This is a genomic window from Enterococcus sp. S53 (assembly GCF_016516865.1).
In the GTDB taxonomy this organism is placed as follows: domain Bacteria; phylum Bacillota; class Bacilli; order Lactobacillales; family Enterococcaceae; genus Enterococcus_D; species Enterococcus_D innesii.
The window spans coordinates 1-23671 of sequence record NZ_JACVUH010000011.1; the positions used below are offsets into that span (position 1 = coordinate 1).

At 45.3% G+C, this 23671-nt stretch carries 20 protein-coding genes, 1 tRNA gene and 1 other annotated feature; of the genes, 8 read left to right on the forward strand and 13 right to left on the reverse strand.

Annotation, left to right across the window (positions count from 1 at the left end; genetic code table 11):
• The first annotated feature begins 98 nt into the window (after window positions 1–98).
• Window positions 99–180 (forward strand) — tRNA-Leu (locus IAE45_RS13030).
• Window positions 181–272: 92 nt separating this feature from the next.
• Here the strand turns inward: IAE45_RS13030 and IAE45_RS13035 are convergent.
• Window positions 273–1925, reverse strand: coding sequence for a peptide ABC transporter substrate-binding protein (locus tag IAE45_RS13035; protein WP_200126546.1), 1653 nt, complete (start codon window positions 1923–1925; stop codon window positions 273–275).
• A gap of 561 nt (window positions 1926–2486) precedes the next feature.
• Between IAE45_RS13035 and IAE45_RS13040 the strand changes: the two genes are divergently transcribed.
• Window positions 2487–2939, forward strand: a complete 453-nt coding sequence (locus IAE45_RS13040; RefSeq protein WP_096741503.1) for a DIP1984 family protein — start codon at window positions 2487–2489, stop codon at window positions 2937–2939.
• A 235-nt stretch (window positions 2940–3174) separates the two neighbouring features.
• Here IAE45_RS13040 and IAE45_RS13045 read toward each other — a convergent pair whose 3' ends face one another.
• From IAE45_RS13045 to IAE45_RS13060, 4 genes are all read right to left on the reverse strand, one after another.
• Window positions 3175–3891, reverse strand: coding sequence for an NADPH-dependent F420 reductase (locus IAE45_RS13045; RefSeq protein ID WP_200126628.1), 717 nt, complete (start codon window positions 3889–3891; stop codon window positions 3175–3177).
• Window positions 3884–4945 carry an LLM class flavin-dependent oxidoreductase gene (locus tag IAE45_RS13050; protein ID WP_200126626.1) on the reverse strand — a complete coding sequence of 354 codons (1062 nt, stop codon included), beginning with the start codon at window positions 4943–4945 and terminating at the stop codon, window positions 3884–3886. Before IAE45_RS13050 ends, IAE45_RS13045 begins: the two co-directional genes overlap by 8 nt.
• Before the next feature lie 152 nt (window positions 4946–5097).
• Entirely contained in the window at window positions 5098–5460 is a 363-nt protein-coding gene (locus IAE45_RS13055; protein WP_200126548.1) for a TIGR02328 family protein, read from the reverse strand.
• Between the two features lie 14 nt (window positions 5461–5474).
• Window positions 5475–6443: an NADP-dependent oxidoreductase gene (locus tag IAE45_RS13060; protein WP_200126550.1), complete on the reverse strand. Its 969-nt coding sequence runs from the start codon at window positions 6441–6443 to the stop codon at window positions 5475–5477.
• 267 nt (window positions 6444–6710) lie between these two features.
• Here IAE45_RS13060 and IAE45_RS13065 point away from each other — a divergent pair, with 267 nt between their 5' ends.
• From IAE45_RS13065 to IAE45_RS13080, 4 genes are all read left to right on the forward strand, one after another.
• Window positions 6711–7790, forward strand: a complete 1080-nt coding sequence (locus IAE45_RS13065) for an ABC transporter substrate-binding protein (protein WP_200126552.1) — start codon at window positions 6711–6713, stop codon at window positions 7788–7790.
• A complete protein-coding gene (locus tag IAE45_RS13070; protein ID WP_200126554.1) occupies window positions 7791–9395 on the forward strand; it encodes an amidohydrolase in 1605 nt (534 codons plus the stop codon).
• A 463-nt stretch (window positions 9396–9858) separates the two neighbouring features.
• The gene (locus tag IAE45_RS13075; protein WP_005234527.1) at window positions 9859–10005 is read left to right on the forward strand and encodes a hypothetical protein; all 147 of its coding nucleotides are present in this window, start codon (window positions 9859–9861) and stop codon (window positions 10003–10005) included.
• A 218-nt stretch (window positions 10006–10223) separates the two neighbouring features.
• Window positions 10224–10808 carry an SOS response-associated peptidase gene (locus tag IAE45_RS13080; protein ID WP_096741508.1) on the forward strand — a complete coding sequence of 195 codons (585 nt, stop codon included), beginning with the start codon at window positions 10224–10226 and terminating at the stop codon, window positions 10806–10808.
• Between the two features lie 80 nt (window positions 10809–10888).
• Here IAE45_RS13080 and IAE45_RS13085 read toward each other — a convergent pair whose 3' ends face one another.
• Window positions 10889–11494, reverse strand: a complete 606-nt coding sequence (locus IAE45_RS13085; RefSeq protein ID WP_200126556.1) for a short chain dehydrogenase — start codon at window positions 11492–11494, stop codon at window positions 10889–10891.
• A gap of 192 nt (window positions 11495–11686) precedes the next feature.
• Window positions 11687–11918, forward strand: a binding site (T-box leader).
• A 49-nt stretch (window positions 11919–11967) separates the two neighbouring features.
• On the opposite strand from IAE45_RS13085, the gene IAE45_RS13090 reads away from it, so the two are divergent.
• Together IAE45_RS13090 and IAE45_RS13095 are read left to right on the forward strand one after the other, a co-directional pair.
• Window positions 11968–12807 carry a MetQ/NlpA family ABC transporter substrate-binding protein gene (locus IAE45_RS13090; protein WP_086291952.1) on the forward strand — a complete coding sequence of 280 codons (840 nt, stop codon included), beginning with the start codon at window positions 11968–11970 and terminating at the stop codon, window positions 12805–12807.
• A 138-nt stretch (window positions 12808–12945) separates the two neighbouring features.
• The gene (locus IAE45_RS13095; protein ID WP_194194813.1) at window positions 12946–13857 is read left to right on the forward strand and encodes a LysR family transcriptional regulator; all 912 of its coding nucleotides are present in this window, start codon (window positions 12946–12948) and stop codon (window positions 13855–13857) included.
• Between the two features lie 137 nt (window positions 13858–13994).
• On the opposite strand, the gene IAE45_RS13100 is transcribed toward IAE45_RS13095, so the two are convergent.
• From IAE45_RS13100 to IAE45_RS13130, 7 genes are all read right to left on the reverse strand, one after another.
• The gene (locus IAE45_RS13100; RefSeq protein ID WP_200126558.1) at window positions 13995–15743 is read right to left on the reverse strand and encodes an ABC transporter ATP-binding protein; all 1749 of its coding nucleotides are present in this window, start codon (window positions 15741–15743) and stop codon (window positions 13995–13997) included.
• Window positions 15727–17481, reverse strand: a complete 1755-nt coding sequence (locus tag IAE45_RS13105) for an ABC transporter ATP-binding protein (RefSeq protein WP_200126560.1) — start codon at window positions 17479–17481, stop codon at window positions 15727–15729. Before IAE45_RS13105 ends, IAE45_RS13100 begins: the two co-directional genes overlap by 17 nt.
• A gap of 463 nt (window positions 17482–17944) precedes the next feature.
• Window positions 17945–19588: a peptide ABC transporter substrate-binding protein gene (locus IAE45_RS13110; protein WP_200126562.1), complete on the reverse strand. Its 1644-nt coding sequence runs from the start codon at window positions 19586–19588 to the stop codon at window positions 17945–17947.
• A gap of 28 nt (window positions 19589–19616) precedes the next feature.
• Window positions 19617–20327 carry a gamma-glutamyl-gamma-aminobutyrate hydrolase family protein gene (locus IAE45_RS13115; protein ID WP_200126564.1) on the reverse strand — a complete coding sequence of 237 codons (711 nt, stop codon included), beginning with the start codon at window positions 20325–20327 and terminating at the stop codon, window positions 19617–19619.
• Between the two features lie 293 nt (window positions 20328–20620).
• A complete protein-coding gene (ssb, locus tag IAE45_RS13120) occupies window positions 20621–21103 on the reverse strand; it encodes a single-stranded DNA-binding protein (protein ID WP_200126566.1) in 483 nt (160 codons plus the stop codon).
• 228 nt (window positions 21104–21331) lie between these two features.
• Window positions 21332–22393 carry an ureidoglycolate dehydrogenase gene (gene allD, locus IAE45_RS13125; protein ID WP_200126568.1) on the reverse strand — a complete coding sequence of 354 codons (1062 nt, stop codon included), beginning with the start codon at window positions 22391–22393 and terminating at the stop codon, window positions 21332–21334.
• A gap of 49 nt (window positions 22394–22442) precedes the next feature.
• Window positions 22443–23660 carry a dicarboxylate/amino acid:cation symporter gene (locus IAE45_RS13130; RefSeq protein WP_200126570.1) on the reverse strand — a complete coding sequence of 406 codons (1218 nt, stop codon included), beginning with the start codon at window positions 23658–23660 and terminating at the stop codon, window positions 22443–22445.
• Window positions 23661–23671: the final 11 nt, after the last annotated feature.

Consider the following 23671-nt stretch of genomic DNA (forward strand, 5'->3'; position numbering starts at 1 on the left):
TTTTCATTTTTACTCCTTCCCGCCAGTCCCCGCTGGCGGGCTCCTTTTTGTGAGATTGGACTTGCATTTCTTCCTAGAAAGGATTATCTTTATCTTATGCGGAAGTGGCGGAATGGCAGACGCGCACGCTTCAGGCGCGTGTGAGTTTATCTCGTGTGGGTTCAACTCCCATCTTCCGCATTTAGCAGTTCAGCTTTCTGAACTGCTTTTTTTGTTGCAAAACGCGCATGTTCATCGAATAAACATGCGCGTTTCATTCAACTATTTTTCCCTTATTCACTGACATAGGCGGTGCGGAAAAAGAAATGCGCGCCATAAGCTGGGAATTGGATGTCTTTTACCTTTGATTTGATCAGATAATTTGAAGCACTTTGGTAAAGAGGGACTTGCGCAGCATCTTGTTCCAATAAAATTTCTTCTGCCGCTTTGTAATCTTCAAAATATTGATCGGGGTCATTGGCATGAACGGTGCGCGCATCTTCCGTCAACGCCGTATATTCTTCATTGACATAGCCGCCGTAGTTAAAGGAAGCGCCGGTTTTGTATAAGATAAAGAACATATCCATGTCACTGCTTCCAGCGATCCAACCAGAAACGGAAAGCTCATAATCACTATTTGCTCTTGATTGATTCAAGCTGGCACGTGGCTGTTTGTTGATGGAGATCGACAAGCCTGGCAAGTTTTCTTGCAGTTGGCTTTGCAAGTACTCCCCGATTTTTTGACCATTGTCATCATCTGTCACTAATAAACGCAGCGTCGTACTTTCGCCAATTTCCGCTTGGGCTTTTTCCCACTCTTCCTTAGCAGCCTCTAAATCATACAGGTTGTAATCACCGCTATATGCTCGAAAATCTTCGCCAGTATTTGGATTCGCAGCTAAGCCGGTAGGGATCAATCCATTTAAAACTTTCGCTCCATCGTTCAACACATTATTCACGAGACTTTCTTTGTCGATCGCCAACGCGATCGCTTTACGCACATGAACATTTGCTAAGGCATCGTTGGCGGTTTTATTGAAGTCTAAGAAAAAGTTCGCCACATCGTTTTGCGTAACTAGTTCTTCATTGTCCCCGTATTGTTGGACGTAGATCCCGCTGATTTTTTGCAAATCAAGGTCGCCGCTTTCAAACAATTGGATCCCCGTATTTTCTTCTTTGATGGTGGAGCCTTTGATTTCCTCCAATTGAACGACATCAGCATCGTAGTATTGGTCGTTTTTCACTAGCGTCCACTCGTCTCCTGTCTGTTGCCAATCGGTTAAAGTAAAGGGACCAGAATACAGCAAATCTTCACTTGTACGGGCATAGGTCTCGCCTTTTTCTTCAACAAAGGCTTGATTTTGCGGTGCCAACCAGCCGATGGAAATCAAGGATAAAAAGGAAGGCTGCGGCTGCTCCAACTGCACGATAAAGGTCGCGTCATCTGGGGTTTCCAGACCAATCGTTTCTATATCAGCATTGCCTTCACGAATGTCTTTACTATTAACTACATTATCTAACAAATAGGCGTTAGGTCCCATCGTTGCTGGATCGACTAACTTTTTCCACGCATAAGCAAAGTCAGCCGAAGTGATCGCTTCGCCATTGCTCCACTTCGCATCCTCTCGCAAGGTAAAGGTATAGGTTTTGCCATCTTCACTGATTTCGACTCCTTCTGCCAAGCCCGGAACTGGTTCACTGTTTTCATCGAAACGGTAAAGCCCTTCGAATAAATGTTGGACGATGGTAAACGTTGCTTTATCCGTCGTTTGAGTCGTATCGAGAGTCGTCAGCTCAGCTGGTAGACTCACCGCGATCGCTTGATTCGGCGCTCCGTTAGTTCCAGCCTCTGATCCCTCAGTATTTCCTGTTGTCGTGCAGCCAGAAAGGGTCAACCCAATCACTCCTGCTGCAACCAATAAACGCTTCTTCCAGATCATTTCCATTCTTCCTCCTATGTGATTGCGCAACCAACGCAAGTGTTTTTCATGATGGCAAAAAACGCATTCAACGATAAAAAGAAAAAACCTCATCCCTTTGCTTATCAACTTTGACAAACAAAGGGACGAGATTTTCGTGTTACCACCCTTTTTCGCACCATCCTCACAAATGGCACCTCAACAGTACGCTAAGATACTTGGCACGATAACGGCTGCTTTCCGTCTGATTTGCGTGAACAAATCAGATCACTCAGAGTTCATCTTCACTTTTTTTCTGCTGCCCTTTCTCACCATCCGGGTTCTCTTCTAACAGATTCCAAAGCTACTCTTCTCTTCATCGTCTTTCTTTTTATCTAAAAAACAGGTAAATGACGTTTTTTTGTCTATTTCATGATTGTTTTAAAGTATACTATTGGTGTTTTTGGAAGTCAACAAGAATTGCGAATATTCAGTTTTTTATGATTTTTCTATCAGAGCTTGTTTTGCGTCTTGCTTGCCTTTCGTCACGTTCTTCTCTAGGATAAGAACTAGATAAGCCTTCTCATTTGTAAAAAGGAGTGTGCCAAAATGAAATTAGCAGAAGCGTTACTTTTAAGACGAGATTTGAACAATCGTCTGTTTCAATTGCGCAACGAAATCTCTAGTAGTGTGTTAGTCCAAGAAGGCGATACCTTGGATCGCAGTATCACAGAATTGTTCAAGGAATACGATGAGATCAATCAACAGTATTCAGAATTAGTCGTAGCCATCAATCGGAAAAATGCTACTGCCTCTGTAGCAGATAGTGCGTTATTGCTGATGGAAGCACTAGAACAGCGAGAACAGCTGCGCCGTAAGCATGCACTGCTAACGCAAGCACTGGATGAAACCAAAGCAGCTCCCCGAATGGGTCGCAACGAAATTCGACTGGTGCGCACGATCGATACAAAAACGCTAACGGAGCAATTGAATGCGACCGCCAAACAGCTGCGAGAATTAGATGGAAAGATCCAACAAACCAACTGGCTAGTCGATCTTTAACAAACATGGGTGGGTGTCAAAGGCGAGCACAAAGCAGGTACAGGCTGATATGTACACTATGGAACGTCTGGCAGAGACGTAAACGTAACAACCACTGCTTACGAATCACAATCGTAACAATCACATTGTATTTTTTAGCGACCACGTGCTGATTTGACTGGATGGGAAAAAACCCTCTTCTTTTTGAGAAGAGGGTTGTTTTTATCGTATCCAGTCGTACATTGAGGCGGCTCTTTTACTGAGGAACCTGCTGCTCATTATTCACAGTGGCAGAACGCGTCAGGAACGCTTGCCCTTTCTCACTGCTCCAAAACTCCTTCATCAATGCCGTCAATCCCTCTTTGGTTTGATTGGCACCAAAGAAAGGGCTGCCGGGTTCTAACATGATGCCATTAGCTAAAGCACCGATAGGAAAGGGATCAAAGCCGAAAGCGGCAACGATTTCGGCTGTCTGATCAAGGGCGGTTTGGTCATCACCAGCAATGGCGATGGCTTTTTTGGCAGTTCCTTGAGCAGCCGTTCTCGTCAGCAAGGATTCCTCTTGGATATCGTGGTACCCCATATGATTGAATCCTTTGACTACTTTACTTTGGGAAAAATAGCGTTGCACACGTTCCGAAGAAGTCTGCTCGATGGATGAGTATTCTGTTTCTTTGCCATCGACTTCCCACCAATAATTCATGGCATCGATCACTAGCTTGCCAGCCAATGCTTCTGCTGGCAGCTGTTGGTACTTACTCAATGGGATTGCCAAAATGATCGTTTGGGCTTCTGTCATCACTTCAGCGGCATTTTTTGCGATCGCTCCCGGAGCCAACACAGAAACGGACAAGGCGATTTTTTCTGCTGGCTTCGTACTAGCAATCAAGACCCGATAGCCCGCCTGGGCACCAAGATTTGCGAGCGCTAAGCCTAACTTGCCTGCGCCTAAAATACCGATGGTTTTAGGCATTGCCATCACCTGCTGCCAACAATTCTTTCACCCGTGGAATCACTTTGGTTCCATACAATTCAATCGTTTTGAAACGGTCTTTTTGCAGCTGTCCGCCAGTACCGTAAACCAGATCAAAGCGTTCTACACCGACTTGCGGCATCATACGGGCAATTTTTTGCGCCACGGTTTCTGGACTGCCTACATAGTAAGACCCATGTTCGACTTCAAAGTCAAAGCGTTCTTTGCTCATGGCTGGCCAGCCGCGATCAAGACCGATTTTGTCCATGCTCTTTTTGATGTAGTTCCAGCCGATTTCATAGGCTTCTTCATCGGTGTCGGCGATCACACCATGGGAGTGCATGCCGATTGGCAAAATCGGTTGCCCCAGTTGCTGTGCTGCCTTTTTATACAGATCAACATAGGGCGCAAAACGAGCGGGTTCGCCACCGATGATCGCTAACATAACAGGAAACCCATAACGGACGGCACGAATGATCGATTCAGGGGTCCCACCGACACCCACATAGGTATCTAGTTGATGCCCCTCGATTTTTGGAAAAACATCGGCATTTTTTAAGGATTGCGTGAACTTGCCTTCCCAGGTTAATGGTTTGCCTTTTCTCAGTTCACTAAACATCGCTGTTTTTTCTTCAAATAGTTCTTCATAATCTTGCAAGTCATAGCCAAATAGAGGGAATGATTCAGTAAAAGATCCTCGTCCCAGCATGATTTGTGCACGACCGTTCGACAACGCGTCAACGGTCGTAAACCGTTCGTAGACCCGCACGGGATCATCCGAACTCAAGACAGTTACACCGGTACCTAATTTGATGGTTTTGGTAACCATCGCTAAAGCCGCTAGTACCGTATCAGGACTTGAGATCGAATATTCTTCCCGATGGTGCTCCCCTAAGGCAATGACATCGATGCCGACTTCATCGGCTAATTTTCCTTCTGCCACGATATTGCGTAACGATTCGCTATAACTGATCCGTTCTTTCGTTGTATCATCAAAGGCTAGATCGCCAAACGTATCTAACCCAAATTCAAGATTTCTGTGATTGATGGTCATTTTCTTTTCCTCATTTCTCATTACTGATTCTCTGTTCTCACTATAACAAGGAACAAAAAAAGTTGCGAACAATATGCTTACTTTTTGTAAGTTTCCGATTTCAAAGCAAAAAAACACTTTCCCGAACAAAAATTCAGGAAAGTGTTTGGTCTTTAAAGATAGATCCCTTTACTATGGAGATTCACTAAGCATTCTTCCAAGTATGCTTCATCATGTTCTGGATAGATCGGCGTAGACAAAGGGACGGCTTGAACGAATGGTTCCAGCGGAAGATTTTTGCCACGATACGCTGGATCGTACCATTCAGGTGCTGGCCGATAACCTCGACGGGTCATTTCATCCAGCACTAACTGATGGTATTGAAACAATTTATAGGGCGGATGGGTAAAAACGTAATCGACGGTTGCGTGCTTCTTGCCCCAGCCAAGCCCCCGTAAGGCTGCTGCTTCACGATGCTGGCCTAACAGCTGCTGCCGAGGCAAAGCAGGGATCAGTGCTTCATGCCATAAGCGCATCGGTTCAGCCTCCTTTATTCTGCGTCTTGACTGATGAAATTGTCTTGATTTTCAATAACAATCTTGCCGACCGCATGGTGTGTCTCACTCAATGCGTGGGCATCGTAAATCCCTTGTGCTGTCAATGGGAAGGTTGCACCGATGACACTGGTGACTTTTTCTGCTTCGATCAGCTCTGTCAATTCTGCCAATTGTTTGCCGTTGGTTCGTAACCAAATTGCTTTGGCGAAGATGTCTTTTTCTTTTGCCAAGTCTTCGTCTTCAATACTCAAAATCGAGATCAGACGGCCCTTAGGTTTCAAGACAGTGAAACTTTTCTTCTGGGTGTCGCCCCCCATCGTATCAAAGACCAAATCGATGTCTTGCAAGACTTCTTCAAAATCTGTCGTGTGGTAATCGATGATCTCATCGGCACCAAGTTTTTGTAATAACTCATGGTTACGAGGACTAGCCGTCGTGATGACGTAAGCGCCAGCTGCTTTTGCTAGTTGGATCGCATAGGTACCAACTCCGCCTGCTCCGGCATGGATCAAGACTTTTTCCCCTTCTTTTAAACGACCGTGTTCAAACAACGCTTGGTAAGCAGTCAAACCAGCTAATGGCACTGCAGCTGCTTCTGCGTAGTTTTGGTTTTCTGGTTTGATCGCTGCTAACTCAGCATCCACGATGGCGTAATCAGCATACGTCCCAAAACGAGTCGTTTCAGGGCGGGCATAGATCGCATCACCAACTTTGAATTCTGTCACGTCAGCACCTATTTCTACGATATCCCCTGCGACATCCCAACCTAAAATAATTGGGAAGTCCCATGGAAACATTTGTTTCAAATAGCCTTCTCTTAATTTCCAATCGATTGGGTTGATGGATGTTGCGGCAACTTTGACTAATAATTGATTTGCTTTTAATTCAGGTAATTGGACCATTGCTTCTTTTAATTGGTCTTTTCCACCATAGGCTTCAATAACGACAGCACGTGTTTCCATTGATGCTTCACTCCTTACATTCATTCTTCATCAAAGAGAGGTTCCTGTTTTTCCATCCCTTGATTTCTCACTTCCCTAGCTTAGGCAAAAGGAGGGAATTTGACAAATGATATGTTTGGAAACTGCCCCAGCCACCTGGCCGTTCCTCCTGCTAAGTCTTGAAAGAAACGGGTTTATTTTTTCTTCATTTTTTTATTGCCTTTTCTTTAAAAATCAATTACGCTACTCAAGAAATACGAAATTGTAGAGAAAGAAGGAATTGATGAATTGAAAAGGTTGTGGGTATTTTTTGGCGGTGTGATCGGCATCACCGCATTGCTGTTTTTCGGTGCTTCGGTGTTAACGAAAGAATCGGGGGCAGCAACGTCGTCCGACAAAAATACAGTGATTATTTACAATTGGGGCGAATATATTGACCCCGAATTGATCAAAACATTCGAGACTGAGACTGGTTACTCAGTGATTTATAATACATTTGACTCCAACGAAGCGATGGAAACAAAAATCAAACAAGGCGGCTCACGCTATGATTTGGTTTTCCCTAGCGAATCGATCATTCCGAAAATGATCGAAGAAGGACTGTTAGTGCCTTTAGATCATCAGAAATTGACGGGAACGGAAGATCTGTCGCCTTTTTTGATGGATCAAGCCTTTGATCCGAACAATACCTATTCGATCCCCTATTTTTGGGGCACGATCGGAATCATGGCAAATACTGAAGAAGTCGATGTTTCTTCGATCCATGGCTGGAGTGATTTATGGAACCCTGCATTTAAAAATGATGTATTGATGGTGGATGGTGCTCGCGAAACCTTAGGAATCGCGTTACAGACGCTCGGTCTTTCCCAAAACGAAAAAGACCCGACCAAGGTCGCCAAAGCCTTGAAGAAGCTGGAAAGTATCCGTCCCAATGTCAAAGCAGTTTTGACCGACGAGATCAAAACCTTGATGATCAACAACGATGCCCCTTTAGGAATCGGGTATTCGGGCGATGCCGCTTATGTGATGGCGGAAAATCCTGCCGTCACCTATATCGTTCCCAATGACGGCGGTGCGATTTGGACAGACAATTTTGCGATCCCGAAAACCGTTGGTAATCTTGAGGGAGCTTACGCCTTCATCAACTTTATGCTCCGCCCAGAAAATGCCGCACAAAATGCCGAATACGTGGGCTATGCCACGCCGAGTGAAACGGCAAAAGCCATGCTGCCGGCTGAACTGACTGCTGACAAGGCTTTCTACCCTGAGCCAAGTGCGATGGAACAAATGGAACATTATGAATACTTAGGAAAAGAAGCGGTTGAGCTTTACAACGACCTTTTCCTTGAATGGAAGTTGGGATTATAATTGTCACTATTACTAAAATCTGAACACATCTTTGATACCAAAACGAAAACGACTTTTGCGGGCTTTCTCCTGATAGAAGACCAGAAAATCACGGCTGTGGGTCCTCTTTCAGCGCTGCCAACACTTGCTGAAGACACCCAGGTCATTGATCTCAAAGAACAAATGATCATCCCAGGCTTTATTGATGCTCATGTTCATTTTTATCTTTCCGCATTACTCCACCAAGGGGCACTGACCCATCTTACGGGAGTGACAGAAGAAGCCGTTGCCCAGCAAGTGCCCGCCTTGCCCATCACCCATGGATGGAAAATTGGCATCGGCTGGTTCAGCAGTGATTTCGGTCAGCAAGTCTACCCGACGAAAGATTCGATCGACAACTATTGTGCCGACACGCCTGTCATGCTGATTTCCGGTGATGCCCACAGTATTTGGTTGAATAGCCAAGGGATCGCTGCTTTAGGGATCACACCTGAGAACTTACCAGCAGGGATCAGCGGGGAGGCACTACTTGACGAAAACAGCGGACAATTAAGCGGCTGCTTTTTAGAAGCGATCGCCATTCATTATTTAGCAAAGGTCTTACAGTCGTTCCAAGCACAAAGCCCTGCTGCTTTTCTGACCTATATGAAACAGCTCAATCAATACGGCATCACGACGATCGGCGATGTTGCCTTGACAGGAGAAAGCTGGGACGATCTAGTCTATCCCACTCTTTATCGACAGACGGAAGCAGAAGCGACCTTGCGCGCTGTCTTTTATCCAGCCATGCGAGAAGACATCACGCAACTAAAAGAAACTTACCGTACTTATCGCTCCGAAAAAGTACAGATGGGCGGCGTCAAACAATTTTTTGACGGCGTGACGAGTACGCACACCGCTTTTTTAAAAGCGGAATATGAAACACCGTATTTTGCTGGTGATGTCGGGATGCCGTTGATCGATGTTCAACGGATGCGCCGCTTTATTTTACAAGCTAACCAGCAAGACTGGCCGATGCGCATCCATACCATTGGTGATGAAGCGATTCGACAAGCACTCCTCTTTTATCAAGAAAGTGCTGCTGCTCACCCGCTTTCTAAAGGCAAAGCCAATACCTTGGAACACTTGGAAGTGATGGATGCCGCTGATCTGCCACTAGTTCGCCAAGAACAACTGGTACTCTCCGTACAGCCTAGCCATTTATTAGTCGGTTATGAGACCCTCGATGAAGAAGTAGGACCTCAGCGTGCCAGTCAAATGTTTCCTTTTCAATCCTTTCTAGAGCAAGGTGCCACCTTGGCTTTTGGGACTGATACGCCGGTCGTGATCGACGTGACCCCTTTAGACTCGCTGTATTATGCGGTTGCTCGGCAAGAAAAAAATGGCCAGCCAGCAGGCGGATTGATGCCACAGGAAAAAATCACCATCGCCGATGCCCTCTATGCCCACACCGCAGGCGCCGCTAAAGCCTTGAGTCGGCAAGATATCGGGCGATTAGAAGTTGGCTGTTTAGCCGATCTTTGTATTTTGTCCCAAAACATCTTGCCTTTGACTGCCGAAGAATTGCTTCAAACGACCGTTGAAGCCACCGTATTTGATGGGCGATTTGTTTATCGGGGCAACTGATGAAACACCAGATCTTGTGAAAGTACAAGGTCTGGTGTTTTTCTTTGATCAAAAAATACAGAAATAGGTGCTTAGTTTGGACCACTCTTCCCTTTTCGTACTTGCCCCTATCCCTTACGATGGATTCCCTGCTTGGCAGCTATGCTTTATCATAGGTTTTCTTTCGGCCATTTTGATCCTCGTGGATTGGTCTATTCGATTGGCGTAGCAAAAGAATAATTCAAGCAGTTACCAGTTTCTTTATTTGATGGAAATTCAGAAACATTCCTCTTTTTCCCTGGAGCTTATTCCTTCAAATGCGCATTGGCCTATTCCACTCTCCTCCCTTACTCCTTCAATCGTTTCTAAACCCTTTGAATAAATTCTTAATAAAATAACTAATAAAAAATAAACTTTTACTATATCTCTTGAATGTAAGCGGTAAATTTGTTATTATTACCAAGGATAAGGAGGTGTTTATCTATTGTATGCGATTAAAATCTTTCATGGTTATCTAACCGCCGAAGGAAAAAGAACACGGGACAAAACAATTGCATTGACCTATACTTGCAGAGAAGATGCTGAACGTTTCGCAAATAAAATCGGCGGGAGAGTTAAAAAAATTGGCTAACCAACTAGAATAAAAAAGGCTGTCAACCTCAGTAGGTGACTGCCTTTTTTTGTTATCTGGTTTCCGGCAAATCAAGCGATACTCCTGACTTTTTACATATGTTTAAGATCCTTTTCTTGTTGAATCGAGAAGTGAAGCAAGTTAGTTGGTTTTGACGCCTTGAATCTTTATACTGAAACAAAGGCAGCAGCCAATCCAAAAAAAGGAGTGACTCGTCCATGTGCGGCCGATACTTATTTGACCCAACAACTGGAGAATTGTCAGAATATTATCAAGAAGCCGCGGCGAAAGCCCGCAAGCGTCAACAGACTGTCGCTGTCAATGATGTTTTCCCTTCCAATCACGTCGTAACCATCGGTGCAAATCAACAACAACAAGTTGTAGCTGGTGTGACAAGATGGGGCTTTACCGGCTTTAAAAAAGGGCATTTGATGATCAATGCGCGTTCTGAGACCGTTGAAGAGAAACCGACTTTTCGCAAACCTTTCCAAGAGCATCGCTGTGTCTTTCCGATGTCTGGTTTCTATGAATGGAATCATGAAAAGGAAAAGTTCCTCTTTTCGCAAGATCACGTGATTTATGCCGCTGGTTTTTATCGCATCCTTCAAAAAGAGGATCAGATCGAAACTGAATCAATCATTCTAACGACTGCCGCGAACGATTCTGTTGAACCAGTCCATGATCGAATGCCTCTGTTCTTAGAAAAAGAAGCGATTGCTTCTTGGATCAATGACTTGGCTTTTGCTCGCCAACAACTCAAAGCAGAAATGCCCAAGCTGAAAATCCAAATGCTCTCTTCTTAACTGTTTGCTACCTCTTTTTCAGCAGAACAAAAACCGCCAAGTCAGCTGTGATTTGGCGGTTTTTGCTACTTCTGCTTTTCTTAATAAACGGTGAAGGTTTTGCCAGTCATGATCCCAAAAACTGCTTTTTGATACGCTGCAAAAACGGGTGCGTCACCAACGGGAATAAAGCCTTTGAAAGAATCGGCGAAGGTTTCCCAAGAACCCACAAGCGCATTGGGACTGACTACATTGATTCGTAGCCCATGACCGATCTCAAAAGCTGCCGATGCCACGAAGGCTTCTAAACCGCCATTGACCAGTGCTGAAGGCGTGCCCATTGGGATAAATTCGTCTTTGATAATTCCAGAAGTCAGTGTGATACTACCGCCTTCATTGAGAAAATGCTGGCCAATCAACGCAAGGTTGACTTGTCCTAGTAGCTTCGAAGCCACCGACTGTTGAATATCAGCTGGCGTCAATTCCTCAAAGGGTTTAAACACTGTGCTTCCCGCAGCGGAAACAATAGCATCCACTTTCCCAGTAGCTGCAAATAGCTGGCTGACACTGTCTGCATCCGCAATTTCGACCTGATGATCGCCATTGCTACGGCTAGCCGTGATCAGCTCCACCTCTGGTACCTGCTGAAAGCCTTCAGCTAAAAGCTGCCCAAGTGTGCCGGTATGTCCAATCAAAAGTAATTTCATTTGCTCGCCTCTTTTTTTGTTTTGTGTTTCGATTCTAACCCAACCAAGCGATTTCGACCATTCATCTGCTTTTTAGGTCTATTCTTGCCCTTGTCCATTTGTTCCCCTTCTACCTGCGTAGTGATTGGAATCACCTATCACGAAAGCAATTGACAACTTTCTCATCTTGTTCTAAGATACTACTAATTTCATACACATGCAGTGAGAAGAAGAGTACGATCCCCCCTTTCTTTCAAGAGAACTCGGAACTGGTGGAAACGAGTAAGGAAGAAGATCCGAAGATGACCTTTGAGCATTCGTGGACGAACAATCCCCGACGGAGAAAGCCCGATAGCGCAATGCAGTTTATTTGATGAACTGACTGAGGTTTTTTGTTTCAGCAAAAAACAAACGAAGGTGGTACCGCGAAATGATCGTCCTTCCCAAAGACTATTCTTTGGGAAGGCTTTTTTTATAAAAAAGGAGGAAAAGTTATGAAACGAAAGATTCGATTGGGTGTGGGCATTGGTTTATTGTCCTTAGTTTTATTTGCCGGTTGTGGCAATCAAGAAGAAGTAACGGGAAATGCCGAGGAACAGCAAACAGAAATCAGATTGGGGACGACACCAGGGCCTTACAGTGAACTATTTCTCAAAGGAATCAAACCGATTTTAGAAGAAGCTGGCTATACTGTGACGGATATTGGCTTTACTGGGGTCTTGGAAGCGGACATTGCATTGAACGATGGCGAGATCGACTTAAACGTCGATCAGCACACCGCCTATTTAGAAAACTTCAATGAAAACACGGATGCCGATTTAGTGGGTATCACACCGATTCCTACCGTTCCAGCCGGCTTGTATCCTGGCAGAAAGGACAGTTTAACAGCGATTGAAGCAAACGATACCATCGGGATCCCCAATGATCCGTCAAATAGTACCCGTGCCCTGTTGCTGCTACAAAAAGCCGGCTGGATCGAGCTTGACTCCGAAGTGGCGCCCATTGCCGCGACTTTGAGAAACATTACTAACAATCCTTATGACCTGGACATCGTCGAGATGGATTCTGCCCAAATCCCCCGCAGCTTAGCAGATTTAGACTATGCGGTGATTCCCGGCAGCATCGTTTATAGTGCTGGAATCGCTGCAGAGGAAAGCCTATTAAGTGAAGACATTTTGCAAGAATATGAACTGGTGGCAACGGTAAAAGAAGCCAATAAAGATAGTGATTGGGCACAGGCAGTGGTGGCAGCTTATCATTCTGAAGCCTTTAAAGAACTGCTGGCAGAAGAGAATCAAACGGATTATTGGTTTATTCCTGAGGAATTGCAATGACCGCTTGAAAAGTAGCAATAAGCAGCAACTGTCGTCTTATTTTTTAAAGAAGCTTCTATTATTATAGAAGTAAAAGAACTGACTACTATTGATTGGTGGACCCTTCCCTGTCGAAATCTTTGTAAAGGAGGTCAAAAATTGAATATTCAACAAATGCGGATCGTGCAAGCGATTGCTGACCATGGAAGTTTTCGTGAAGCAGCCAAACGGCTGTATCTTTCGCAGCCAAGTCTTTCCCAAGCCGTGAAAGAGTTGGAAACAGAATTGGAGGTCCAGCTTTTTGAGCGTACGAATCAAGGCGCCCGCTTGACTGCTGAAGGCTCGGAATTTCTAGACCATGCCCAGCCGATCTTGAGTCAAGTGGCGCAGCTGCAAACACGTTTTTCCAGCAAGCAAGCAGCGAATCAAACCTTCACTATCGCAAGCCAGCACTATGATTTCACGGCTGGAATTTTCAGTGAGCTGCTGCAGGAATTTCCCGACTGTCGCCAGTTTCGCCTTTTAGAAACCACGACCTTAAAGGTAATCACGGACGTGCAGCAATATCGAAGTGAATTTGGGATCCTTTATTTAAATGAGCAAAACCAAGCAGGGTTGGAACGACTGTTGCAAGGCGCCCAATTGTCCTTCGAGGCGTTGGGACGGTTTCGCCCCCATGTCTTTTTGCGAGCGGCTCATCCCTTGACAGAAAAAAGGCAGCTTTCCTTAAGAGATCTCGCCCCTTATCCACAAGTACGCTTTTTGCAAGAAGATGAACGCTATTCGTTTTTTTCCGAAGATTTGATCGACTTTGCTCCAAGCCCTCAAGTGGTGCATGTCAGCGATCGAGGCACGATGGTCCAGCTATTACAGCAGACGGATCTTTATGGAACCGGCTCGGGGATCGTTGCCCAACCAGAACGCCAAGGCTTGGCTTTTCTTCCTTTGATCGACGCGTCCGAGGGTGAGATCATCCTCATTAAAAAGAACGCTCGCCCGTTATCAGTGATCGGCGAGCAATTCTTAGCAAAATTGCGACAACACCTTGCCGCTTTTCCTACTGATATATAAGCGAAGGCCTCCTCTTCCTACTCCCCATAGATGATTGGCTGCACCTTCGCATTATATTAAAAATCCTTGAGCCACTTCCCATGCAGGAGGCTCAAGGATTTTCTTTTACGGTTAACGTTGTCGGCAATCACCGCTGATTACAGCTGTTCTGCCTGCATTTGATACATTTGCTGATAGATTCCTTGCCCTTGGACAAGACTCGCATGGGTTCCCCTTTCCACGATCTTCCCTTGGTCTAGGACCAAGATTTGATCGGCTTGTTTGATCGTTGACAAACGGTGAGCGATCATGAAGGTCGTCCGTCCTTTTTGCAAGACGGTCATCGCCTTTTGAATGATGGACTCTGTTTCAGTGTCCACATGGCTCGTCGCTTCATCCAGAATCAAGATTTTTGGATCAAAGACCAGCGCACGGGCGAAACTGATCAGCTGGCGTTCTCCACTAGAAAACTCATTGCCTTTTTCAACGACTGGATGATGGATGCCTTTTTCATAACGGCTCAAAAGGTAGTCAGCGCCGACTTGTTTCAAGGCATCGATAATCATCGCTTCGGTGATCGTTGGATCGTTCATTCCGATGTTGCTGGCGATCGTTCCAGTAAATAGATAGGGATCTTGCATGACGATCGCCATTGAATCTCTTAAACTATGACGATCATAATCAGCGATCACTTGTCCATCCACAACGATTTTTCCCTGCTGTGGATCATAAAAACGGAACAACAGGTTCAAAATACTCGATTTTCCAGAACCAGTATGGCCGACTAAAGCAATGGTCTCTCCTGCGGCAACGTCAAAGTTGATATCGTGCAAGATCGCTTGCTCAGGGTCGTAGCCAAACGTCACATGTTGGAAAGAAACATCGCCATTCGTAACAGTCAGCTGCTCACTTTGTTGTTTTTCAACCGGCTGATCAGCAAACTCAAAGACCCGCTGTCCAGCAGCTAATGATTGCTGCACGTTGGTGATGGTTTGGACAAGCCCCTCGATGGGATCATACAGGCGGTTGATGTAATCAATAAAGGCATACAGCAAACCTGCTGAGATCGCCAAGCGGCCATCAAGGAAAAAGGCGGCCAAGGTCGTGATTAAAATCAAGATGGTTGAATTTCGCAACAAATTGCCTAATCCCCAAGCGATACTTGAATCGAGTAAGAGGTATTTACGTCCGGTTTTGAACCATTTCTCTACTGTCTCATTAAATTCTTTCTGCAACTGCTTTTCTCGTTGGAAGGCTTGGATGATCGCCATTCCTTGGACAAATTCATTTAACTGTCCACTGATTTGAGAGATGTATTCCCGCATTGCTAAATTGTAACGAGAGGCATATTTGGTATAAAAATGCTGCCAGATGCCCAGAATCGGGATCAAAATCAGCATCGCTGCTCCTAAGGTGCGATTCAAAAGAAACAATGCAATAAACGCACCAATGATTTGGATGATGTTGCTTAACAAATTACTGATCACGATCACGTAGAAATTAGACCGCAAGACTTCGGTGTCATTCGTGATCCGTGCGACGACTTTACCAGCTGGGATCTGGTCAAAGTAAGAAACCGGTAATTTGTGCATATGGTCAAAAAGCTGATCCCGCATTTTTTTGACAATACTGTTGGACATTTTTCGCAATTGTAGCAAGCTGATATAACGAAAAAGGGAACCAATCAAATTGACCAGCAAATACCCAGCGAGTAATTGGATCAAAAGCATCGTATTTAGGTTTCTGCTGTCAACCGCCGGTGTCATCACTCGGTCGATCAGCTGTTTGGCAATCAGTGGTGAAGTCAGTTCGAGCGCTGCTGCCAGCAACAGCAAGATCGCGCCCACGGTAAATTGTTTTTTATAATAGCTCAAATACGTGAGCAAACGCTTAATCGTTGAGAACACTTGTATCGTCCTCCTTTAACTGTTGATGGTAATACTGTTCTTGGTACCACCCTGGGGTTTCGATCAACTCCTGATGGGTACCACGCTGTGTGATCCGTCCGTCTTCTAAGACGATGATTTGATCCGCTTCGGTGATGGCGGACAATCGATGGGTCACGATAATGGAGGTCGGTGCCTGCTTCATCGTTTTCAAATTCGTGATGATGGCTTGTTCCGTTTTGGCATCAACTGCCGAAAGGGCATCATCCAGTAAGAGGACTTCACTGTTTCGTAAAAACGCCCGTGCTAAGGACAAGCGTTGTTTTTGTCCACCAGAAAGGGAAACGCCTTTCTCACCGACAATCGTTTCGAGCCCTTCTGGCATCCGCTTGATGTCTTCGCTAAAGCAAGCAGCTTCCAGGGCTTCCCACAATACTTCTTCGGAAGCGTCTGGCTGTCCGAATAACAAGTTCTCGCGAATCGTTCGTGAAAACAAGGTATGTTCTTGCGGTATTTCTGCAAAGTGGTTGCGCACTGCTGTTGTTTGATAGGCCGTCAAGGGCTGCTCATTGATCAAGGGTACTTGATCAGAGTATGGATAGCGGTGACCGAATTGTCTTAGCAGCGTCGTTTTTCCGCTGCCGGTCTTCCCAACGATCCCTAAGACTTCTCCACGAGTGATCGTCAAATCCAGTCCTTCTAACACATAGCGAGCTGCTTGTGGGTATTGGAAATGGTATGCTTCAAAACGGATCGTATTGATGGCTTGCAGGTCGGCTTCGCCTGGCGTTTCTAATTCATCCCCTGTCTGCAGCACTTCATTGATCCGACGCCAGGATGCAGCACCTTGCTGCATCACATTCACAAGATCTCCTGCTGAGATCATCGGCCAAACGACCATTGTCAAATACACTTGGAAAGAAACCATCGCACCAATGGTGATCGTTTGGTTAGCAACAAGAAACGCCCCGACACCAAAGCTCATCACAAAACTGATCGCTAAGATGATGGTAATCAGCGGCCCAAAACGGGAATCGATCTCAGAAACGATATTGTTTTTTGCTCGTGTTTCCAGTGTTTTCTTTTGAAACTGTTCCGTGGTGGCTCCTTCTAGTCCATAAGCTCGGACGACCCGAATGCCATCAATGATCTCCAACACTTCACTGTTCATCTCAGAAACAGAATTCTGCGCTTCCGTAAACGCCTTATCGACTTGCGAGCCCCATTTGAAAATGTAATAGGCTAAAAGCGGCATTGGAATCAAGGCAATCAAGGTCAATAACCAAGAAACCGTCCCAGCCATCATCGCTACGATAAAGCTTAGATACAAACTAGTATTTAAGAAAACCATCAGACCATACCCAACGGTCATCCCCATCACTTGGACATCGTCACTGGAACGAGTCATTAAATCACCTGTTCGGAAACGATGGTAAAACGGCGCCCCCATTTTGAGAAAGTGGCTCATCAATTGTTCCCGTAATTGTTTTTGCAAATCGTAGGAACCAATAAATAAATTAAACGTCCAAACAAATTCCGCCAAATATCCTAACAAGATAGCTCCCGCGAAGAGGCTCACATATTGGATCAGTACGGAGTAATCAAAATTATCTTGAATCAACGCATCGATGAACAAGCGCAGAATATAGATCGGTGCAACATACATCGCACTAGCGATCACCATAAAGACGAATACAAAAGTATAGCGCACCTTATGTTCTTTAAAATACGTTGTTAATTGTTTTAATACATACTTCATGTTTTATCCCTCACATTCTAAAAAAGTACACAAAAAAGCTCTGTCCCTTCGGAAAAAGGACAGAGCATAAACGTCGTTATTATAGACATTATCTGTACACTAATGGTTACCGAATGAGGGATTCACTTTATTCAATTTGGTTGTTTTTTTATCAAATACTTTTTGCATCGTAATCCCTCCTTCTCTTTTTATTTTGCTGACTACACCTAACACTTTACAGATAAGTTTCTGAGAATGCAACAACTTTTATTAATTTTCTTTAAAAAAGATTGACTTTTCTAAAAATGTGAATGTCAGAACAGTCCTTTTTAACAACCTTTTTTTGAAAACGAATTCCTGTTTTATCCCAAGAGTTGCAAGGATTTTGGCAAAAATAAAAAAACAGATGCCCCTCTTTTCAACAAGCGCTGTTTGATCAGCACAATTGGTTGAAAAAGAGTTCCTCTGTTTTCTTACTACCTGTTTATTCTGTGACAGATGCTAGGCGATAGGATACTGTTCGTCCAAAAGGAAACACTTGCACCCCTTGCAAGCGATCCGTTTTCAAATACGCCACCGCTCCTTGATATAACGGCAAAACGGCTGTATCTTCAACGATCAATTGCTTTTCGAGTTCTTTCAATAAGTCCCAACGGGCAGCTGGGTCGTTTGCTAAAGTCGTCCGTGCTTCTGCTAACCCTTGGTCGTAACTTTCACTAGCATACCCAGAGGTATTCAAGCCACCTGTCGAATCATAAAATTCTAAGAAGTTGATTGGATCCGCGTAATCTGGTGTCCAAGTCCCAAAAACGAGATCAAATTCACCTTGGGATTGCAAGTCCAAACGGTTTTGTAAAGGAATCGACTTGGCATCGATGGTTAATCCCGGCAAATTGGTTTCTAACTGCCCTTGGACAAACTCGATGGTTTTCTTGGCTGCTGCTGTATCTGCTGACAACAGTTCCAAAGTGATTTCCTCTTGTCCCAACTCTTCTTTGGCTTGTGCCCAAAGCTCTTGTGCGGCTGTTAAATCGTACGGCAGTAAATCGCCATTTTCTTCACGAAAATCTTGGTCTGTTTCAGGATCTTTGGCAAAGTTGCTTGGCACAAAGCCGTTCAATGCAGTGGACCCATCACCTAAGATATTTTCGGCAAATGCCTCTTTGTCGATGGCTTGTAAAATCGCCTGACGTACCTTGACATTGCCTGTGACTTCTCGTTTTTGGTTGGCACTTAAATACCCCACCAGCGCCTTTGGCACATAGTTGGCTTGAGCTGAGTTTTGGTATTGCTGCGCGTAAGTATCTGTCAAGGTGGTGTAGTCCAGTTCCCCTGTTTCAAAAAGGCTCACACCAGTTGCCGTTTCCTTTACTACTTGCACGTCGATCTTGGTCAATTGGACATTCTCAGCATCCCAATAATCAGGATTTTTCGTTAACGTCCATGATTCGTTGGTTCCATTCCACCCTTCGATCAAGAATGGGCCGTTGCCGACAAAATTTTCCGCTGACAACCCATAATCGGCGCCTTTTTCTTCAGCAAACGCTTGGTTTTTTGGCATAAAAGGTGTCCCGACCAAAATTTGATCCAGATACGAGATTGGACTTGTCAATGTTAGCTCTAACGTCTGCTGGTCCAATGCTTTTGCACCTAACTCACTCACCTCAGCGTCCCCTTGACGCACTTGACTGCCATTTTTCAACACATCCATTTGATTGCTACTGCTAGAACCGTTCTCTGGATTGGCAACATATTGAAAGGCGTAGACAAAATCATCCGCTGTAACAGGATCGCCATTGCTCCATTTTGCATCACGAATGGTGAAGGTATAAACCAGACCATCTTCTGATACCGTAGGCTCTTCAGCTGCCATCGCAAGCTCAGGATCCCCCTCTTGATCCAGACGGTATAACCCCTCTGCCACTTGTCCGATCATATCGGAACTATTGACATCCGTGTATTGCCCGCTATCAAGGGTCGATAAGGCGCCAGCGGTTGACACTTGAATCTCTTGAGCCACGGCGCCTTGCTCCTCTTGCTGTCCAGAATCCGTTGTGGAACTCGTGGTACTGCAGGCACTTAAAACCAATAGTGTGAAAACAGCGATACCAAACATTTTCTTTTTCATTTTTCTCCTCCTTGCGTGATCCTCTTTCTTACAACACGTCAACGACATACTTGAAAACCGCTTGTTCTTGTAAAAGCGCATCATAGGCAAAGTCTGGATGCCATTGAACCGCCAGCAAACGCTGACCCACGTGTTCAATGCCTTCAATGATACCATCAGGACTCCAAGCTGTCTTTTGCAATGGACGAGCCAATCGATCCACCGCTTGATGATGAAAGGAATTGACCTTTGTTTTTTGACCATAGACACGAGCCAACATGCTTTTTTCAGCCGTCGCGATGGCATGAGTCGGCACTTCTTTCGGAATCGGTGCCTGCATATGAATGATCTCACTGAAGGTACTGATGTCTTGCTGCAGCGTGCCCCCAAAGGCCACGTTGACCAGCTGCATTCCCCGACAAACCGCAAAGATCGGTTTCTTTTGCAGCAGCGCTTCATCGATCAGCGCTAGTTCAAACTCATCCCGTGCCAACAAGCCGCTTCCAGTTGCCTGATGGGCCTCCTGCCCATAAAACTTGGGTGAAACATCTTGTCCACCAGCTAATACCAGTTTATCGATCTGTGAAACATAGTCCTTGGCTGCAGCTGGCTCACTGATTGGCACGAGCAATGGCAGTCCGCCCGCTTGCTGGATCGCTCGCACATACCCTAATGGTGTGTAGGCGATCGGCAAATGATGCAGCACATCGCCAGCATCTTGCACTTCATTCGCAGCGATCCCTATAATTGGTTTGCCCATCGACATCCCTCCCTGATTAACGATTTTTTCAGAAAGAAGCGGCATCTAGCAGTTGCACAAGGCAAGCGCCGCTCTTTTTCTCAAGATATGTTTCAACTATTCTAAACCAATCCGCACTTTTTGTGAAACACTATTTTCACTTTCGCGATCACTTATTACAATCACCATTCTATTTAACCGCCTCTTTGATTCGCAATAAAGAACACCGCTAGTCAGATATAGTTGAATTTTGCCAATGCTTTCTCTACGTAAAAAAACATGCGAGAAGCCGTTGCTTTCCGCATGTTTCGTCATTAAAATAATCGATTGTCTTTTAAAAACTCCAGCATCTGTGTTTTTAGGGGATCTTTTTCATTACGGATCAACTTTGTTTGCGTCGTTTCATCAAGTGTCGATGGCCGCTTTTTAGGAAAAGGCGCCGCTGGTTCTTCTGCCAACTCTAAGATTTGGAAGCTATCCACCACCACTTCTGCCGCACAAAGTCTCTGACCTTCTGGTGTTTCATAAGGACAGCCTTGCAAGTGTCCATTGATTTTGATACTTGCCCCTTTTTGAGTATACCGTAAAAAGGTCTCTGCCTGTTTTCCATGAACGACACAAGCAAACCATTCATGGTGCACTTCTTCACTGTTTTGCCATTGAGACACAATGACAAGATCAAAACGTACGCTTTGATCGTCCGCCGCATCAAACGCTTCTTTACTAGGCATCTCTGCGATTTTCCCAGTAAGAACCACTTTATTCATTGCCACGTTGCATCCTCGCTTTTCTCTCATTTCTTGAGTGATCTTACCTTATGCGACCTATTCTACCACATTCCAAAAAACAAGCAATCAAAGGTCGAATGGCTTAAGAAATGCTTTGAACAAAATGAACCAACTCAAAGAATTCGTCTGATCCTGCCAACAATGTGCGATTTTCTGACTGAAAACTTTTCTTTGCTCCAGACAGCAAAAAACCAGTTGGTTCAATCCCCCTCTGAACCAACCGTCTTCTGCAGATCTTTATTTAGCAAAGGAATCTTGACTACCATAGCGATCAAAATGGAGGGTTTCGCTTTCGAGATAATCGATGATCGCTTTGGGGATCATGACCCCTTCTTGCTGGGCTTTTTCAAAGTGTATTTGGCTGATCTCTCCAGGATAGTAGACTTGTGATTGCCCTTTTACTGGCGGGATTGCATGTAGCTCAGTCACCATCTGATCGATGCTTTGCTTGAAAGTTTCGGTGTTGGTAAAACGAGATGGATCGATCACAAGCAGGAATTGTCCTAAGCGGCGTTTTTCCGTCAAGTCCGCATACATGGAGGTGACCTGTTTACCAAAAGCTAAGCCCAGCATCGAGCCGGCTAAAATATCCACCATCATCATCAAGCCATATCCTTTAGCACCAGCGATTGGCAATAATCCTTGGACTGCATACGGGTCGGTGGTAGGCAAGCCTTGCTCGTCTACGGCCCAAGTATCGGGGATCTGCTGTTTCTTCGAGCGAGCGTCCAAAATTTTGCCCCACGCTTGAACCGTTGTCGCCATATCAAAAACCACCGGTGGATGGTTGGCTCGTGGTGCTGCAAACGCAATTGGATTGGTACCAAAATAGTTTTCGGTCCCACCAAAAGGCACCGCCATCGGATCCGATTGACACATGGCGATCGCCACTAAGTCGGCTTCAGCAGCCTGTTTGACGTAATACGCCATCGTCCCGCTATGGCTGGTCTGCTCGATTCCTACTGCAGCGATCCCGGCTTCTTTTGCCAGATTAATGGCGATCGCCATCGCTTCATTGCACACATAATGCCCCATACCGTTATCTCCGTGAAAAATTCCGGTAGCGGCGCCTGTTTTTTCAAAAGACATGTTTGGTTCCAGCGTGATGCCGCCTTTTACTAAACGCTCGGCATAGTAGTCCATCCGCACGGCACCATGAGAATGGATCCCGCACGCATCCGCAAAGGTCAAATGTGCCGCTGTTTCACTGGCAGCGGCTTCTGGCAAACCAGCAGCCAATAGTTTCTTTTTCATTAATGCTTCTAATTCCAGCAGAGAACGTCTGCTCATTTCTTCCATCTTTTCTCCTCCTTATGAAAAAGAGAAGCACGCTTGGCAACGGCTTCTCCTATTGATTAAATACGCGATGATCGAGTTCATCGGCTGACTTAGCGATCAGCAGCGCTGAATAGACGTCTGAGTTCACGTTCAAAATCGTCCGCAGCATGCCAACAAACCATTCGACACCAGCAAATAGCGCAATGCTTTCGATTGGTAAACCGAGCTGAGGAACAATGATTGCCAAGGAAACTAACCCCGCTCCGGGAACAACTGCATTGGCTAAAGAAACGAAAGTCGCAGTGACAGCTACCGTCACCATTTGGATCCCGTCAAAGTTGATTTGATACATTTGGGCGATCGTCATGACGGTAATCGCCATATGCATCGCTGACCCATTGCTGTTCAAAGACATCCCTAATGGCAATACCAAATTGGTGATGCGGCTACTGAGTCCTAATTTATTCTGGGATTCTTCCATAGCGATCGGCAGCGTGATGGCAGAGGAGGTTGTCGCCAATGCCATGACCGACATGTTTTTCATATTTTTGATCAATCGTAACGGATTGATCCGGCAATACACGGTCAACAAGACTAGCCACAGTCCAAGGAACGTGACGGTGGCTAGACCGTAGACAAGCAAATAGCTGCCTAATGGCAAAATGATCTGCAAGCCCAGGGAGCTGATCGTTGAAGCGATCAATGCAAAAATACCGATTGGTGCCACGATCATCACGTAACGAATGATGGCAATGACGACCTCATTCAGATCCACGAGCAGCCCATAAAGAGCTGACTCAGGTTTCTTTTGCATAAAGCGATTGAGGGCAACACCAAAGAACAACCCAAAAACGATGATTTGAATAATTGACCCTTTACTCAACGCATCGAAAATATTCGTGGGAATAAAGTTGATCACTGTCTCTGATATAGAAATTTCTTGTGCTTGCAGAGGTTCACCGGCAGCTTGTGAAAAGTTGATCCCTTTGCCCGGAGCAAAGAAGACCGCCATCAGCACACCCCATGCAGCTGCGAATAAGGAGGAAATCCCAAAGACAGCGATCGTTTTTCCACCCAAACGTGTGAGTTCTTTCGGGGCAATGCCCCCAACTGCTTGAATGATTTGTCCAACGATCAATAACGGGATCGCCATTTGCATCAGACGCAAGAAAAGATCGCCCAAGATTTTTAGGAATGAAGCGGCTTGCCCAAAGAACAAACCGCAAAGAATCCCTAGAAGAACGGCAATAACGATCTGCGTCACCATCGGTAGTTTTTTTGCTTTCACTTTGATCCCCT

Coding starts and splice junctions, on each gene's coding strand:
- IAE45_RS13035 (WP_200126546.1), bottom strand. CDS start 1,925: ATGGAAATGATCTGGAAGAAGCGTTTATTGGTTGCAGCAGGAGTGATT.
- IAE45_RS13040 (WP_096741503.1), top strand. CDS start 2,487: ATGAAATTAGCAGAAGCGTTACTTTTAAGACGAGATTTGAACAATCGT.
- IAE45_RS13045 (WP_200126628.1), bottom strand. CDS start 3,891: ATGCCTAAAACCATCGGTATTTTAGGCGCAGGCAAGTTAGGCTTAGCG.
- IAE45_RS13050 (WP_200126626.1), bottom strand. CDS start 4,945: ATGACCATCAATCACAGAAATCTTGAATTTGGGTTAGATACGTTTGGC.
- IAE45_RS13055 (WP_200126548.1), bottom strand. CDS start 5,460: ATGCGCTTATGGCATGAAGCACTGATCCCTGCTTTGCCTCGGCAGCAG.
- IAE45_RS13060 (WP_200126550.1), bottom strand. CDS start 6,443: ATGGAAACACGTGCTGTCGTTATTGAAGCCTATGGTGGAAAAGACCAA.
- IAE45_RS13080 (WP_096741508.1), top strand. CDS start 10,224: ATGTGCGGCCGATACTTATTTGACCCAACAACTGGAGAATTGTCAGAA.
- IAE45_RS13085 (WP_200126556.1), bottom strand. CDS start 11,494: ATGAAATTACTTTTGATTGGACATACCGGCACACTTGGGCAGCTTTTA.
- IAE45_RS13090 (WP_086291952.1), top strand. CDS start 11,968: ATGAAACGAAAGATTCGATTGGGTGTGGGCATTGGTTTATTGTCCTTA.
- IAE45_RS13105 (WP_200126560.1), bottom strand. CDS start 17,481: ATGAAGTATGTATTAAAACAATTAACAACGTATTTTAAAGAACATAAG.
- IAE45_RS13110 (WP_200126562.1), bottom strand. CDS start 19,588: ATGAAAAAGAAAATGTTTGGTATCGCTGTTTTCACACTATTGGTTTTA.
- IAE45_RS13115 (WP_200126564.1), bottom strand. CDS start 20,327: ATGGGCAAACCAATTATAGGGATCGCTGCGAATGAAGTGCAAGATGCT.
- ssb (WP_200126566.1), bottom strand. CDS start 21,103: ATGAGAGAAAAGCGAGGATGCAACGTGGCAATGAATAAAGTGGTTCTT.
- allD (WP_200126568.1), bottom strand. CDS start 22,393: ATGGAAGAAATGAGCAGACGTTCTCTGCTGGAATTAGAAGCATTAATG.